Genomic DNA, 14,462 nt, shown 5'->3' on the forward strand with positions numbered 1-14,462 from the left:
GCGCTGATATGAAAAAGACCCCACAGAATGCTGTCGAGTTCGACAATGTATCCATCGTTTTTGGCGAGCATCCTGAAAAGGCGTTGCCGCTGATGGACGCCGGTCAGGATCGTGCCGAGATCGAGGCCGCCACCGGTCAGGTGCTGGGGGTTCACAATTGTTCGTTGGACGTCAAAGCGGGCGAAATCCTTGTTTTGATGGGGCTTTCCGGTTCCGGAAAATCGACGCTGCTGCGCGCGGTGAACGGGTTGAACCCCTTGGCGCGCGGCACTGTTCGGGTCAACGATGGCGACTGGTCTTGTGACATTGCAGAAAGCTCCGCCGCCGACCTGCGCCGGGTCCGCCGTGAATGTGTATCGATGGTATTTCAGCAGTTCGGGCTGCTGCCATGGCGTTCGGTGCGTGACAATGTGGCATTGGGCCTTGAGCTGGCTGACGTCCCCAAGGCTGAACGGTTGGAGCGGGCGAACACACAGCTTGCGCTCGTCGGGCTTGCCGATTGGGCCGATCGCAAGGTCGGTGATCTTTCGGGCGGTATGCAGCAGCGCGTGGGCCTTGCCCGCGCCTTTGCGACCGAGGCACCGATCCTGCTGATGGACGAGCCGTTTTCGGCGCTCGATCCGTTGATCCGCACTCGCCTCCAAGACGAGTTACTGGATCTGCAACGCGAGCTAAAACGCACCATCATTTTCGTCAGCCATGATCTGGACGAGGCGTTCAAATTGGGCGGCCGCATTGCCATCATGGAAGGGGGGCGCATTGTGCAATGTGGCACCCCGCGCGAGATTTTTTCAAACCCTGCTTCGCCTTATGTCGCTGAATTCGTTGCCAATATGAACCCTCTGGGGGTGCTAACGGCGCGCGATGTCATGGGGCCAGTGGTCGGGGCGGTTGCCGCGTCGGTTGCCGCCGAAACACCCGTTGATGATTTAATACATCAACTGGATGATAAGGTTGGTGAAATCGCGGTCGAGGAAGACGGTGAAACCATCGGAACCGTGACAGCGGCAAGCATCATCGAAAGGCTGCAAACGCGCTGATCGAACGTCGTCGCGGGCGGCACAGGCTTTAGCGCGACCTCTCCTTTGTCGAAAATTATGAAACCCCGTGTTCATTTTGAGCACGGGCACCAAAAACTTGCCACAATACACGTTATACGATTACGGTGTCCTTGGTTTGTTTGATTTACGTGCCGCATTTTACGCGGGCCGTTGTTGTTTCATATTTTGAAAAAAGGCCGATGCTTCATGACCACCTCAGATAACAAAACATATTTTGCAAACGTCGCCGCCGCGTATCACGCAAAGGCGCAAAGCAACAATCATCTAGACTTGTTAAATGAAAAAGGCACCTCGTCATTGGCGGGCTGGTTCTTTGGCCCGATGGGCGAGAACGAAGCTGTCATGCACAAGATGGCCCAAAAAGCAGTCAGCGCCAACGCAAGCGCGCGTCGTACATACGGTGAAAAATTTCATGATCCGGTTTACGTCACTGAGAAAATCAAAGAGTCCAAGGAATATAAAGACACGATTGATGCGCTCGAAAAGCAACTGGATCACATGTTGGGTGCGCTGCACGGGTCTATTCCGCTGTCGAGCTATCGCAACCAATCCCACATGTATTGGGATTGTACGATGCCCGGTTTCGTCGGCTATTTCGCCGCGATGCTCTACAATCAAAACAACGTCGCCGCCGAAGCATCCCCGGTCACCACATTGTTGGAAATCGAGGTGGGAAAGGATCTGGCGCGGATGTTGGGGTATACCGTACCGGAAACCTCGTCCCCGCCGGAGGGTACAATCGTTCCCTGGGCACATATTACCTGTGATGGGTCCGTCGCCAACGCAGAAAGCATGTGGGCCGCGCGCAATCTGACATATCTGCCGGTGTCGCTGGCCACCGCGATCAAGCTTGAGCCATCCATGGCAGGGGCCAAGGATTACGAGGTTCAGCTGGTGCAGGGCGGTACTGCCAAGTTGGTCGAGCTAGACAGCTGGACGTTGATGAACCTTGGTGTGGATACCGTCATTGACATGTGTTCAAGCATCGAGAGCGACTGCAGCATTTCACCCGGCACCATCAAGGACATGCTGGACAAATACTCGGTCCAGAATATCGGTCTGGCCGAGATGCACCGCAGCTATATCAAGGATGTGACACAGCTGCCGGTCATCATGGCCCCCAGCACGCGGCATTATTCCTGGCCGAAGGGCGCAGCGTTGCTTGGCATTGGCGCGAACTATGTGCTCGATACCCATGTCGATCTGGATGGCCGCATGAAGATCGATGATTTGCGCAAAAAGATTGAAGACTGTTATCAAAACCGCCGTCCCATCCTTGAGGTCGTTGCAGTGTTAGGCTCGACCGAGGAAAGTTCGGTCGATCCGCTGGCTGATATTGTTGCCCTGCGCGAGGAGTACCGTAAGAAGGGGATGGAGTTTACCATCCATGTCGATGGGGCCTGGGGCGGGTATTTCGCATCGATCCTACGCAAGCCGCGTTTCCCCCAGCCCGACTATCAGGAGGGGGCAACGGAGCACACACCGTCCATGGTGATGAGCGACTATGTCACGCGTCAATACAAGGCGCTGCCCCATGCGGATACCCAAACCGTTGATCCGCACAAGGCGGGCTTTATTCCCTATCCAGCGGGTTCTTTATGCTATCGCAACGGGGCGATGCGCGACCTGATCGCCTTTACCGCGCCGGTGGTTTATCACGGCGGCGTCGACCCGACCGTGGGCGTCTACGGGATCGAAGGGTCCAAACCCGGCGCGGCGGCGGCAGGCGTGTATCTGTCCCATGCCATCATCCGTCCCGACCAGTCGGGGTATGGAAAGCTGCTTGGCAAATGTATCTTCAACTCAAAACGGTTTTACGCGCAGCTGCTTGCCCTTGCGGGGCCAGATGAGTGTTTCAAAGTGGTGCCATTCCAGCGGTTGCCGGCCGAAAAGCAGGGGAAATCCAAGGCAGAAATTGCCAAGCAGCTTGCGTTGATTTGCAATGAGATTGTGCCGCGCGAGAATGATGATCTGGTGGAATATCTTGCCACCCATCCCGACGCCCAAGAGGTGTTTCGCGAAATGGGATCGGATCAGAATATCGTGACGTATTCGCTGAACTTTCGGACGGCGGATGGTTGGAATACGGATGTTAGGCTGGCCAATGAATTCAACAAGGCAATGTTTCAGGCGCTAAGCATCGGCACATATGATGGCGGTCACGTTCCCGAGCAGCCGATGTTTGTAACGTCTTCTGCTTTTGACGTTGCTGATTATGGTCAGGACTTCGTGGATGCCTTTGGTGCGCGTTTGTCCTTGCCGCCCACTCAAGGGCAACCGATCAGTTTTCTAATTTCCACGACCCAAGACCCATGGGTCACGGCCACTGAAAAGGGCAACTGGCTGCCGATGGTTCTTGAGGCCTTCAAGCAGACCGCGCTCGACCAGACCAAGAAGATCGTCCATGGTCATGGTTTGCGGCCCTGGGAGGGGTAGGGGATTGCGCGCTGCGACAGCTTCTGGCGGACGGTGGATTCTGTCAGCCACGTCCTCAATCAGTTTAAATGTGGCGGTGAAAAACTGACCATCACCGCAAGAGAGAGACGACATCTAAAGCATGTATGTGCATCGCGATGAGGCGCGCCTGATTGGCGGCAAAACGTGTAAAGATGCTAAAAAACGCTAATCGACATGTTAATGGATGAACTTTGGTCTGGTTGTACGATTGTGGGTTCCAGTTTTGCGTGTAGTCTTGCACAACCAGAGATTAACAAAGGGTTAATATGGCTAATTAAAGATTATATATACATCATAAACAATTCATCTGGGGAGAGAATGAATATGTTAAAGATTGCAACTGGCGCGAGCGAGGAGAGCAATACAGTCGAGGCCGTCGAAGAGGCGCTTGAGATTGCGATGGCTGGAATGAACGGGGTGGCCCCCAAGGCGGCGCTTGCCTTTGTCGGGATTGACGTAGATGCGCAGGCCTTGGTTGACACCTTTGCCAAGGCCTTGCCGGGGGTTGAGCTGGCTGGCTGCACGACGGACGGCGAAGTCGCAGGACCGGGCGGATTTATCGAAGACAGCGTCGTGATTACCCTGTTCGGGTCCGACACAATCGATTTTACCGTTGGCATCGGCCACGGCGCATCGGCCGATCCGAAAAAGGCGACCGCGGCCGCGGTGGCGGATGCAAAGTCGAAAACTGATAAGGATCCAGCGCTTTGCGTGGCCATGCCCGAAGGAATCGGCCCGAACATCAGCGATATTGTTGGCGGCCTGCGCGACGCTTTGGGCGAAGATTTTCCCGTGGTCGGCGGCGCGTCGGGTGACCAGATGCGGTTTCAGGGGACCAAGCAACTGTGCAACACCGAAGTGGCGTCGGATTCTGTCGTCGTGTTGATCATGTCGGGGCCGCTGGTTTATTCCTGCGGCGCAGCAACGGGCTATGTCCCGCTTGGGAACCGGCACAAGGTCACAAAGGCCAAAGGTTCAACCATTTATGAAATTGACGGCAGTCCGGCAATCGACCTTTACCGTGATTATGTCGCGGGCCAATCGGTGCATTTCCCTTTGGCGGTCTATAGCTCCGAGCGCGACGATTTCCTGCTTTCCTCGCCTCAGGCGTTTCACGAGGACACCGGGGCGGTAACTTTTGTGAACCCCATCGAAGAGAATAAAGAGGTGCAGCTTGCCACGGCCTCGCGCGATGAAATCATTGCGGCGTCCAGAACTGCGGTTGAGAATGCGTTCAAAGGCTTTCCCAAGCAAAGCCCGGATGCTGCGCTGTTTTTCTCTTGCGCGGGGCGGCGTGCCGCTTTGGGGTCGCGCACCAAAGAGGAATACGAAAGCTTTGAGGCGATCATTGGCGGCGCATTCCCGACCGCTGGTTTCTATACCTACGGCGAGATCGGACCGGCAGGCAATCAGGGCAAAGCAGAACAGCATACCAACGCGTTTCTCGCTGTTTTGTTGGGGGCCGCACCTGCGGTTTAATCAACGTTTATGGCATCGGAGACTTCTGACCGAAAAGGTTCGGACCCTGAAAAGCAGTTGCGGCGATTGGAAAAGCGGCTTCAAAAATCCGACTTGCGCCGCGTGGAGCTTGAGGATTTGATGGATGCTTCGCATGCGTTTCAACGCCGTGTGATTGCGGATATCGAAGATCAGAAATCCCAGATCGAACAGCTATACGCGTCGCTCGAGGCAGAAAAGGAACGTACCGAACAGCTGCTGCGGTCCATCATGCCCGAAGCCATCGCCGAAGAGCTAAAGGCCACCGGTAAGGTACGCCCGCGCCATATTTCTTCGGCGACAGTGATGTTCACGGATTTTGTCGATTTCACCAAAAGCACCCAGCAGATGAATCCGGTCGCTTTGGTGCGGATGCTGGATCGCTACTATGGTGCGTTCGACGAAATCGTGGCCAAGCATGGCGTTGAAAAGGTCAAAACCATCGGGGATGCTTATATGACGGTGGCGGGGGATTTGAACGGGGCAGGGCACCTTGATCATGTCGCCGCCACCTGTGCTGCCGCAACGGAAATCATGGCCTATGTTCAGCATAACCTGGACCGGACTGCGCAGGACGAAGTCGCGGGCTGGGGTTTGCGGATCGGCATCCATACCGGCCCGATTTCGAGCGGCGTGGTGGGCACCAAAACCCCCAGTTTTGATATCTGGGGGGATACGGTGAATACCGCTGCACGTATGGTCAGTGCCTGCGATGAGAATACCGTTTTACTGTCAGCAGACACCGCCGCGCTGGTCAAACCCCGCGAAAGGGTGGCCGAGCGTGGCGATATCGAGGCAAAGGGCAAAGGCATCTTGCAAGTGTATCGGTTGCTTACTTCATAAAGATCGGGTGAACCGGTTCGAGTTGACTACCCGGCTTGAACTCTTGGTTGATCGAGGGGGCGACATAGGGAAAGCGGTCGCTCATTCTTTGCGTGCCGATACTGGGTAGATCGGTACCATCGCCCTGCTGCAAAAAGGGGTTCAGGTCTTGCAGCGTCCAGAAAATCGCGTCTTCGCGCAGGTTGCGCCCGTTGGGGTAGCCGGGCTTTGCTTTTGGGTCCCAGTGGATCATGTCGGGCAGATAGAAATCAACCTTCTTGGACAGCGTGTCTTGGCTGACCTCAAGCTGTCGAAACCGATAGGTGAATTGTTCCGAATAGTTGGGCCGGTCCTCGTGCGGGGCCGAGGCGTTGTAGGCGTCATTTAGATCGCCAACCGTTGGATATTTCGCGGCATTTCGCGGGGTGTAATATTCTGGATTATACCCCGTGGGCGCATCAACCAGATAAATGCCCTGAATGCCCGCGCGGCCCATCCGGTCAACGGTTTTTCCGGATTTTTCCGCCACCGTTACCCAGAAATTCACGGGCTCTTTGCCCATATCCGGCACCTCCAACACGATCAATGTCATGTCCGTCCGTCCAAACGCCAAGTCGGACGATCCTGCCGCAGGAAGGTGGTCGCCGCCCGCCAGCGCCTGGGTGATCGCCAGCGCCACGGGGGCATCCACTTCCAGAAAGTCAAAGAAAAACGGATCGCGGCGCGGTCCTACGAACAGCAGCTCGTCCATTTTGCCATGTACCACCTTCAACGGCTGGTTCAGCACGGTGGTTTCGCCCTGGCCACGCACGATCCCTGTCCACTGGTTATCGCGTGCCTCAGCACCGATGGCCCGGCGCAATTCAAGATGTTGTTTCTGGCCATCGGTGGCTTCGCCTGCCTTGATTTTATAGGCGACATCGGCCCTGGCGTCGTTATCGGTGTCAAAGTTAAATATGTAAACCAGCTCTGGTGACAGGGTGATCTTGTCTGAGGGCAGGGTGCCTTCGGTCCCGGAACCGGACAGCGGGTTCAATGTCATCGCCATGGCCAGCCCCCCGGTCTGGGTTCCATGAAACAGGAAAACATCACCGATATCGGCCCTTGGGTGTTTCAGTGTATAGGGTGAATCGCGGTGGTCTGACGCCTGCGCAGTGCTGTAGAAAGCGGCCAAAGCCGAGGCTAAAATAATTCGTTTGATAGGAAAGTTACTAAGTTTCATTGGGCTATCCGTCTCTTGTGATTATCATCAAAAAAGTGATGGAAACTTAGCAAAAATAAGGCGACCTGCCTATAGGCTAGCCCTTTGCATTTCGTGGTGCCGTTAAGCGTTTCAGAGCCTCGAGGCGCAATGTCAGTTTCGAGCCCAATGTTACCGCTCCTGCGAAACGCATGAATGTCGGCTATCGTGCCTGAGCCAAAGCTCTCTACGATCCCGCTGACATTTTTGAGGACTTCGCAATAGATCAGGTCTTGGTCTTTCGACCTTGCTGTCATTGGTCAATCATGTAGCTCTTGTTAGATTGAAATCCCAATTGAAGGGTTCTGATATGCATCCGCTAAAAGGAAAAGTCGCATTGGTTACCGGCGCATCTGCGCCGCACGGCATTGGTCGCGCTATCGCTCTGCGGCTTGCGCAAGATGGTGCAGCGGTAGTTGTCACGGACATTGACGGTCAGATGGATGTGGGCGGCAAGACAGTGTCGCGTTCGGAATTGCTACAGAACACTATCGCGGAGATTGTTAGCTCTGATGGGATGGCGATTTCTCTCATTTTGGACGTTACGGGCGCTGAGAGCATTGAAGCTGGGATAAAACAGGCGCTGGCGCAATTTGGGCGCTTAGATATTCTCGTCAATAATGCTGGATCGTTGGCTGGGTCCAATAATTTCCTATCGACAACCCCTGAGCAGTGGAGCGCAAGTTTCTGTGTAAATCTATTGGGTCCTATGATGCTGTCGCAGGCGGTTATACCTCACATGCGCCAAATCGGGGGTGGGCGAATTATCAATATCGGATCTACGGGCAGCCTTGGAGCGGAGCCGGGTTTTGGGGCATACACGACTATGAAGCACGGCCTGGTCGGATTTTCCAAAACACTTGCCGCAGAGTTCGGACCTGACGGCATTCTGTGCAACACCGTCTGCCCTGGTTACATCGCGACGGACATGCATACTGCCGCCAACAATCGCCTCGCAAAAGAACGTGACCTTTCTGTCGCCGAGATTAAGAAGCAGCGATACGCGAATGTAGCTTTGAGAGACGCTGGGTTGCCCGTCGATGTCGCCAATGCGGTGGCCTATCTTGCAGGACCACAAGCAAACTACGTCACCGGAATGAACCTTCCTGTGACAGGCGGTGTTCCTTTAGGTATTTGATAGTATTGACATCTATGCGATGGATTGAGTGACTTTCGAAACAAACCCGTCTCAGAGACGCAGTTTTGCCGAATCCGACATTAGCGCAACCGCAGCGAACGGCGAGATTTTCTGAACCAGCCATTATTGAACAACGCAGCGGACGGGTCGAAAGAGCCCAAAGTGTCGAATGCTGCGCTGCCAACGGATGACCGCATTCTCAATTTTTTGGACCTAAAGCTCTTCCCTTTGTGGGTTTAATCCGAGCTGCCGATATTGTCTGCAGCCCAACCCTTTCTAGTTCCTTCCGATTTGGTTTATAGAATATCCAGTTCCCAATCCGCTTTGCTGTGACGAGATCCGCTTCGGTAAGTTTTTTCATATGGGAACTGACCGTCGGTTGGCTCAGCCCTACTTTTTGGGTGATAAAGCCGACACAAACGCCATCATCCAATAGATCACCATCCCGTTGCTCAGGAAAATGGGCCCGTGGGTCAAGTAGCCACATTATTATCTGCAGTCTGGCCGAGCTGGCCAGCGCCGCAAAGGCCCTTACCGTTGACTTCTCATCTATATTGTCATTTGTCAATATAGAAACCTTTCAATATGGTGCGTCATGACCTTATCAACTAACCCGCTCGAACGCCAAGCGGCGATTTTACAAGAAGGCGCGCGTCGTGGTGCGTCTTACCTTACGACATTGTCAGATCGGCCAGTTCGTGCATCTACAGATGGGCTCGGAGCGTTTGATTTCGCTTTACCAAAGAGGGGCATTTCCGATCTCGACGTTCTCGATCTAATTGATCGGGTTGGCGCTCCGGGCACGGTGGCTAGTGCCGCTGGCCGGTATTTCGGTTATGTAATCGGCGGTTCCCTTCCTGCGGCAAGTGGTACGCGCGCCATGCTTACGGCTTGGGATCAGGTTGCTGACGCGCCAACTGGCCCTTCTGTTGTGGCGATGGAGGAGGTGGCAATTCGTTGGATGGTCGACCTTTTGAAACTGCCACCCAAGACCGAAGGCGTATTTACCACGGGCGCAACGATGGCGAATGTCGCGCTCTTGGCAACGGCGCGTGACGAACTTCTGGACCGCCAAGGCCATAGGCGAGGCAAAAGCCTGATTGGAGCACCCCCGATACGCGTCGTAGCCAGTGCGGAGATACATGCAACAGTCCTGAAGTCACTGCGCATCGTCGGATTGGGGTCGGACGACATCGAATTCGTACCCGTCGACGATCAAGGCCGTTTGCAACCAGAGGCGATGCCGCAGATTGATGACCGGACTTTGGTTCTGGCACAAGTCGGCAATGTCTGCACCGGTGCGTCAGATCCTTTGGCTCAGATCGCGACCAAATGCGAGGCCGCTGGCGCATGGCTTCACGTAGATGGTGCATTTGGACTCTGGGCACGGGTTTCCCAAAAGATAGGGGCAGCACTTGAGGGGCTCGAAAGGGCGGACAGTTGGGTCGTTGATGCCCATAAGACGCTGAATGCGCCTTACGATTCTGGCGTGGCATTATGTCGTCATCACGTTGCGATGCGGGCCTCCATGGCTATCGGCGCATCCTACCTGCCGCCAAACGAACCCAGTCCGGCGGATCTTGCGCCTGAGTTCAGCCGAGCTGCGCGCGGCGCAGAGACATATGCTGCGCTTCTTTCTCTTGGTCAGGATGGTGTTATTACGCTGGTCGATCGTTTGCATCTCCTCGCAGTTCGACTTGCCGAGGGCGTGCAAGAAATGGGATTTACTGTACCGCACGATGTTCATTTCAATCAGGTTTTTTGTACGCTCTCACAGGATCCGATGCGCTGCGAGAAGATTGTTAAAGAGGTTCAGGATTCAGGTGAAGCATGGTTTGGTTCAGCGTCTTGGCAAGGACAAGAAGGCTTCAGAATGAGTATTTCAAATTGGAGCACTTCGGAAGATGATATCGACAGGGTACTTTCTGAACTTGCTAAGGTAAAAGCTAGAAGCGACTATTGGCTCTTGTGATTTCAAAGGCAGCTTCGTCTCGCAAAGCAGGCCTCAAGCGCAGAAGGCTCTCAAAGAATTCTTCGGGAGCCTTGGCTGGACATCGCGTTATGCCAACGGGGAGACCGGCCACGATTTGCAACACGAAATGCAAATGGCTTGGCCTATAGGAACGCCGGCATAATTGCGAGCATTGCACCACGGGGCCAAGACCTACTGCCCGGCACATGGGCGCGACGCGTATATTCGTGAATTACAGGCAAAAATGATGCCGCTAGGGCATGATCATCCGAACGTTCGGGATCTTCTGAATACGCAGCACATCCCGGTCATAGTTTTCCGTCATTTCATCGACCAGATCATCGGTCCAGCCGGGCATGTCCAGCTCTTCTTCGATGGCGTCTTCCATGGCGAATTTGCTCAGGAACGCCGCAATCACCTTTTGCTCTTGCGCGCCCGAAATGTCGGGGTGGGCCGCGATGTAGGACCTAAAACGTTTCATGCCCTCTACGGTCATGATAGTCTCTAGCAGGTCAAACTCGTTTTTGAGCCTCGTGTTCTTTGGGACGCCAGTGATTTCTCGCATGATGGTGCCCCAAAGCATCGGCGCATCCTCATTGCACCAAACGGTTACCGCGATCTCTGGCGCGGCATCGTGCAGCAGCTCCAATGTCTCGGACCAGCACACATCGGCCTGATCCTTGATGCCCCAGAAATGCGCATCGGAGTTATCCGCAGAAACGCCGTGCAAAATGGGCAGCAAGGTCGCGGGATTACGAATGCCCAAAAACAGCTCGATCTCATCCTCGGGAAACAGCTGTACAATACGCATCATCCGCACCGGTGCCGCGGGATAAAGCATCCCCTCGACGACAGCCGTGGCCGGTGTGCGGAAAAAATTGGGGTCCGACAAGATAACGCGTTGCGCCTGGGCGTCATCAAGAACCGCATCCAGCAACACATCCCGCGCGCCCTCGGCGGCGCTGGATTTGTACATCGCGTTCAACGTGTCGCGAAACAGCCCACGATAGGTGCTGGGGCCGGGCACAAAGATGCCCTCTTTGGTCAGGCGCTCACTGTTGGCCAGCAGGCTTTTCAGCAAACGTTCTTCTTCGGTGTAATGGGCACCTGCGTGTAAAACCAACTGCATGGATATCCAGCTCAACTTCTATCGTGTGACCAAGGCAATAGCCGTTCTTGGCCGATCTGTAAAACTGCAAAATATCTGCTATTTCCCCTCTTGCGCCCCCCCGAGCAATCTTCTAAACGAACGCCCAGTGCCCCTATAGCTCAGCTGGTAGAGCAATTGATTTGTAATCAATAGGTCCGCGGTTCGAGTCCGTGTGGGGGCACCATTTCAACAACCAGTTTTGACTAGCAACAACCATCCAGCCTCTGTGACGGCGGGTTTTTTATGATGTCTGGCTATTGCTGCGGATCAATCGTTTTTTACGCCATCATTAGCACGCAAAGAAAACCGATGAGGCTATCTGAGGTCATACAAGCCCGATTTGAGGCCTTGCTGCCTGTGCGACGGAGTTTGCTGCTACTAAAGGACCTGGAACAATAATCGGGGCTAGTCTTTGACCTGGAACCGTTGGGTTAGGCCAAATTAACGCGTGGCCTATGGTAACTTGACCTACATGTACGACATTCGTGACAGGGTACCGACCTGCAAACCTTTGGGCAGTCATGACATTATGATAATCAGCTAACGTCCAGCCGGGAGCTCGAACAGAGCTTGAAATACAAAGAATTGCCCTTGCCAATGTTTCTTCTTTTGTCTGCGGTATTTTAGGGGAGCCATAAATATCCAGTATACCCTCCAAGTCGGCGGGCTGGATAGCAACAGTTGTATTCTTTGTGTTGTTATTTCTGTCCCCCTCATTAAGGGAAGAGATCAAAACGAGTGTTTCGTGAGTTTGGGTGGGTGGATTTGGCAAAACCCAGTCCAGCGACACGATGTTTTTCTGGTGCGGGTGACTTTGCATGTCACGCGACTTTCCCGTGAGGCACCTCACCAAAGTGGATTTCCCTTGGTCGGAGTCGCCAATAATCAAAGTGATTTCTATCATAATAACCTAACCTTAATATTTCTCATAATGTTTGTGATCGAGCTATAATGTTGAGTGTACTCTCAAACCGCGCGATCTCAAAGGGTGGTGACGCTATAGATAGTGGGTCAAGCCAGTGTGGTCTTGATTGCTCTAAGAAAATCTAAGCAAGGTAGCCAATTCCCCTTCCATAAACCGCACAACAAACCATCACGCCGCCGTTGAAATGATGCGCGATCACCTTAACCGGGTCGAACCCATGTACAGATCTAAGCCATTTTGACCTCAAAGAGTCCATCAATCGGCCATGCAATACCCGCTGATATCCCTCCATCGACGCGAAGAGTCTGTCCGGTGACATAGGTCGATGCCGGAGAAGCCAGAAAAATCGCGGCACCAATCAGATCCTCGACAGCCCCCATACGCCCTAGCGGCGTCACTGCCCTGTTCCAGCTCTGTAGATTTGGGTCCGACCAAAGTTCGCGCGTCAGATCGGTCAAGATGAACCCCGGCGCAATGCCATTTACGCGCACGCCATCACGGCCCCACTCGGTGGCGAGCGCGCGCGTCATGCTTGATAAGCCCGATTTTGCCATGCCGTAGGGGGTGACATGCTTCAAGGAACTGAAGCTGGAGAGGCTATCGATATTGATGATGCTCCCCCCTTTCTGGTCGATCATGAGCCGCCCCACTGCCTGGGCCGAAAGGAATGCGCCACGCAAATTCGTGCTAATAATCGCGTCAAACTCGTCTGCAGTGAAATCGACCGCTGGCTTCCTGATGTTCACGCCAGCGCAGTTGATCCACGTATCTATGCGCCCGAATTTTTGCCCGAGGTCTTTGACGCTGGCTGCGACGGCATCCGCGTTCGTCACATCGCATACCTGTGTCTGTACGCCCGCCACCTTCTGCGCAGCTTCATTCAGGCGCGCGGCGTCACGGCCCGTGATAACAACGGTCGCACCTCGCAGGGCGAATGCCTCTGCTAGCGCCAGCCCGATACCGCGGCTGCCGCCCGAAACAACCACAACTTTCTTTGACAAATCAAATAGCTCGTCCAAGGGATGATTTTCCTAACTAATATATTAGACTATTGACATACTTATATGATGACCCTACCAGTTTGCTATAGCAAAGTTCAATATTTGGCGCGGATCAAAGCGGAATTTGCTTGAAGGAACGAAAAAATGGGGAGGATTGAATGAATCTACTACGCACAGGGGCGGCAACTGCCATTACAGCCATGATGACTGTTCCGGCGTTCGCCCAGGAACACACACTTCGCCTGCAAACCCAATATTCGGCAGAGTCCGTTTCCGGTCAGCTTGCGCAAGAATTCATCGACAATGTTGAACGCATGACGAATGGGCGTGTCGATATCGAGATGTTCTGGTCTTCGGCAGTCGTTGCGACCGTGGAGGGGTTTGATGCTGCAGCATCCGGCATTCTCGATGGCGAAATGCACGGCGGGGCCTACCAGACCGGCAAGAACCCCGCGTTCCAGTTCGTGGGGGATCCGATGGGCGGATATGACACGCCGTGGGAACTTTACAGCTTCTTCTACTTCGGCGGCGGCCAGGAAGCCGCAAACGACCTTTACAATGACCACGGGATGCACCTTGTGGGGTGGTGGACCGGCGGGCAGGAAGCCATGTCGTCCTCAAGCCCGCTGGCTGGACCGGAAGATTTGAAGAACTGGAAGTTTCGCTCGCCTCCCGGTCTTGAAACCGAGATCTTTGCGGAACTTGGAGCATCACCTATCGTGATCGACTTTACCGAGGTCTTTACGTCCCTTGAAACCGGCATCATCGACGGCGCAGATGCATCAAGCCTTGCCAACAATGTCGGGCTTGGGCTTTACGACATCGTCTCGCATGCGACCTATCCCGGTTTCCATTCGATGCCGGTGGACCACGTCACATTCAATCTGGACGTATGGAACGGTCTACCCGATGACATTCAGGCGATCATCGAAGTGGCAACACAAGCGCTTGCACTGCAAACATCCATGCGCATTGCGCTGGCCAACGAAGAAGCCGCCAACGACCTTCGTAAGAAGGGTGTCACGCTCTATGACTGGTCGGCCGAGGACCGGGCAGAGTTTCGTGCGGGCGCACAACGGGCATGGGATGGATGGGCCAAAAAGACGCCCGAAGCTGGCGCACTTGTCGATGCGCACCGTACCTTCCTGAGACGGATCGGCAAAATCGAGTGATCCGAGTCCAAAACAGATGTGACAGGC

Annotated in this window: 12 protein-coding genes and 1 tRNA gene; 8 read left to right on the plus strand and 5 right to left on the minus strand. The window is 54.4% G+C overall.

Translation table 11 applies throughout. The features are described 5' to 3' along the window. Nucleotides 1-8: 8 nt before the first annotated feature. The 4 genes from choV (at nucleotide 9) to BM347_RS01725 (ending at nucleotide 5,858) form a co-directional block, all read left to right on the plus strand. Nucleotides 9-1,040: a choline ABC transporter ATP-binding protein gene (choV, locus tag BM347_RS01710; RefSeq protein ID WP_245764159.1), complete on the plus strand. Its 1,032-nt coding sequence runs from the start codon at nucleotides 9-11 to the stop codon at nucleotides 1,038-1,040. 207 nt (nucleotides 1,041-1,247) lie between these two features. Continuing rightward, entirely contained in the window at nucleotides 1,248-3,497 is a 2,250-nt protein-coding gene (locus BM347_RS01715) for a pyridoxal phosphate-dependent decarboxylase family protein (protein ID WP_093914690.1), read from the plus strand. Between the two features lie 345 nt (nucleotides 3,498-3,842). Further along, nucleotides 3,843-4,997 carry an FIST signal transduction protein gene (locus BM347_RS01720; RefSeq protein WP_175498468.1) on the plus strand — a complete coding sequence of 385 codons (1,155 nt, stop codon included), beginning with the start codon at nucleotides 3,843-3,845 and terminating at the stop codon, nucleotides 4,995-4,997. 9 nt (nucleotides 4,998-5,006) lie between these two features. Continuing rightward, nucleotides 5,007-5,858 (plus strand): adenylate/guanylate cyclase domain-containing protein, encoded by an 852-nt coding sequence (locus BM347_RS01725; RefSeq protein WP_093914692.1) that lies wholly within the window; start codon nucleotides 5,007-5,009, stop codon nucleotides 5,856-5,858. On the opposite strand, the gene BM347_RS01730 is transcribed toward BM347_RS01725, so the two are convergent. Continuing rightward, nucleotides 5,848-7,059, minus strand: a complete 1,212-nt coding sequence (locus BM347_RS01730; RefSeq protein WP_093914693.1) for a DUF4331 family protein — start codon at nucleotides 7,057-7,059, stop codon at nucleotides 5,848-5,850. The genes BM347_RS01725 and BM347_RS01730 overlap by 11 nt on opposite strands. Nucleotides 7,060-7,387: 328 nt before the next feature. Between BM347_RS01730 and BM347_RS01740 the strand changes: the two genes are divergently transcribed. Next, a complete protein-coding gene (locus BM347_RS01740) occupies nucleotides 7,388-8,215 on the plus strand; it encodes an SDR family NAD(P)-dependent oxidoreductase (protein WP_093914695.1) in 828 nt (275 codons plus the stop codon). Nucleotides 8,216-8,414: 199 nt separating this feature from the next. Here BM347_RS01740 and BM347_RS01745 read toward each other — a convergent pair whose 3' ends face one another. Further along, nucleotides 8,415-8,783, minus strand: coding sequence for an ArsR/SmtB family transcription factor (locus BM347_RS01745; RefSeq protein WP_245764160.1), 369 nt, complete (start codon nucleotides 8,781-8,783; stop codon nucleotides 8,415-8,417). A 27-nt stretch (nucleotides 8,784-8,810) separates the two neighbouring features. On the opposite strand from BM347_RS01745, the gene BM347_RS01750 reads away from it, so the two are divergent. Beyond that, nucleotides 8,811-10,187, plus strand: a complete 1,377-nt coding sequence (locus tag BM347_RS01750; protein WP_093914696.1) for a pyridoxal phosphate-dependent decarboxylase family protein — start codon at nucleotides 8,811-8,813, stop codon at nucleotides 10,185-10,187. 253 nt (nucleotides 10,188-10,440) lie between these two features. Here the strand turns inward: BM347_RS01750 and BM347_RS01755 are convergent, their stop codons facing one another. Next, on the minus strand, nucleotides 10,441-11,331 hold the full coding sequence (locus tag BM347_RS01755; RefSeq protein ID WP_245764161.1) for a hypothetical protein: 891 nt from the start codon (nucleotides 11,329-11,331) through the stop codon (nucleotides 10,441-10,443). A 114-nt stretch (nucleotides 11,332-11,445) separates the two neighbouring features. Here BM347_RS01755 and BM347_RS01760 point away from each other — a divergent pair. Then, nucleotides 11,446-11,521: transfer RNA gene (locus BM347_RS01760), tRNA-Thr, on the plus strand. A gap of 141 nt (nucleotides 11,522-11,662) precedes the next feature. Here BM347_RS01760 and BM347_RS17415 read toward each other — a convergent pair. Together BM347_RS17415 and BM347_RS01765 are read right to left on the minus strand one after the other, a co-directional pair. Further along, entirely contained in the window at nucleotides 11,663-12,241 is a 579-nt protein-coding gene (locus tag BM347_RS17415; RefSeq protein ID WP_139226437.1) for a hypothetical protein, read from the minus strand. A 248-nt stretch (nucleotides 12,242-12,489) separates the two neighbouring features. Next, nucleotides 12,490-13,263 carry an SDR family NAD(P)-dependent oxidoreductase gene (locus BM347_RS01765; protein WP_217644001.1) on the minus strand — a complete coding sequence of 258 codons (774 nt, stop codon included), beginning with the start codon at nucleotides 13,261-13,263 and terminating at the stop codon, nucleotides 12,490-12,492. 158 nt (nucleotides 13,264-13,421) lie between these two features. Between BM347_RS01765 and BM347_RS01770 the strand changes: the two genes are divergently transcribed. After that, on the plus strand, nucleotides 13,422-14,435 hold the full coding sequence (locus BM347_RS01770) for a TRAP transporter substrate-binding protein (RefSeq protein WP_093914699.1): 1,014 nt from the start codon (nucleotides 13,422-13,424) through the stop codon (nucleotides 14,433-14,435). The last annotated feature ends 27 nt before the right edge of the window (nucleotides 14,436-14,462 follow it).

The organism is Sulfitobacter marinus (genome assembly GCF_900116285.1).
Taxonomy (GTDB): domain Bacteria; phylum Pseudomonadota; class Alphaproteobacteria; order Rhodobacterales; family Rhodobacteraceae; genus Sulfitobacter; species Sulfitobacter marinus.

Bases quoted from the DNA above. Each gene is read 5' to 3' on its own strand.
- choV (WP_245764159.1), top strand. From the start codon at position 9: ATGAAAAAGACCCCACAGAATGCTGTCGAGTTCGACAATGTATCCATC.
- BM347_RS17415 (WP_139226437.1), bottom strand. From the start codon at position 12,241: ATGATAGAAATCACTTTGATTATTGGCGACTCCGACCAAGGGAAATCC.
- BM347_RS01725 (WP_093914692.1), top strand. From the start codon at position 5,007: ATGGCATCGGAGACTTCTGACCGAAAAGGTTCGGACCCTGAAAAGCAG.
- BM347_RS01730 (WP_093914693.1), bottom strand. From the start codon at position 7,059: ATGAAACTTAGTAACTTTCCTATCAAACGAATTATTTTAGCCTCGGCT.
- BM347_RS01770 (WP_093914699.1), top strand. From the start codon at position 13,422: ATGAATCTACTACGCACAGGGGCGGCAACTGCCATTACAGCCATGATG.
- BM347_RS01720 (WP_175498468.1), top strand. From the start codon at position 3,843: ATGTTAAAGATTGCAACTGGCGCGAGCGAGGAGAGCAATACAGTCGAG.
- BM347_RS01740 (WP_093914695.1), top strand. From the start codon at position 7,388: ATGCATCCGCTAAAAGGAAAAGTCGCATTGGTTACCGGCGCATCTGCG.
- BM347_RS01715 (WP_093914690.1), top strand. From the start codon at position 1,248: ATGACCACCTCAGATAACAAAACATATTTTGCAAACGTCGCCGCCGCG.
- BM347_RS01750 (WP_093914696.1), top strand. From the start codon at position 8,811: ATGACCTTATCAACTAACCCGCTCGAACGCCAAGCGGCGATTTTACAA.